At 46.5% G+C, this 658-nt stretch carries 1 rRNA gene; it reads left to right on the top strand.

Annotated elements, in window-relative coordinates:
• Positions 1-460: 460 nt before the first annotated feature.
• Positions 461-658 (top strand): 16S ribosomal RNA (locus SYJ56_RS25820); the annotation flags it as partial.

Here is a 658-nt window from a genome sequence, read left to right as displayed (position 1 = left end):
TTTCTTGCCGCTAAAATAAAAAGGTGGATATTTGCACTCCCAAACGACGGAAACGGAGAGCTGGGACGGGAGAAAAGCCTCCCGAAAAGTAGTGAAAGAATTAATTTCGGTGTTGGGGTTTGGAAGTCAAAAATGATCACTTACCTTTGCGCACCCATCTGAAGAGAGGGGATAGAGTCGGAGGGGCTGAGGCCACTGAAAAACTTTAGGGATTAATTTGACGAAGGTTGTTGCGGGTTTCAAAATAACGCTTACCTTTGCACTCCCTTCAGCAAGGAAGGGGGAAAAACGGGGCTGAAATCGCAAGATTGAAGTATCTGGCACGGGCCACGGATGAGTGGCGCCAAGTTCTTTGAAGTAATGTAAGACAAAAAAAACAGTAACCTGAGAACAGACAGGGAGACGTTTATGGGATTTGCTTTGTGCGGTCCCATGGACAGTGTATAAATAATGATAATTTACAATGGAGAGTTTGATCCTGGCTCAGGATGAACGCTAGCGGCAGGCCTAATACATGCAAGTCGTACGGTAGGTTACTTTCGGGTAATTGAGAGTGGCGAACGGGTGCGTAACGCGTATGCAACCTACCCTATACAGGGGGATAGCCCGGAGAAATCTGGATTAATACCCCATGGCACTGTGACAAGGCATTTTGTTA

Origin of the sequence: Algoriphagus aurantiacus (assembly GCF_035156405.1) — a bacterium.
Taxonomy (GTDB): Bacteria; Bacteroidota; Bacteroidia; order Cytophagales; family Cyclobacteriaceae; genus Algoriphagus; species Algoriphagus aurantiacus.
This window is presented reverse-complemented; position numbering and strand designations above follow the sequence as displayed.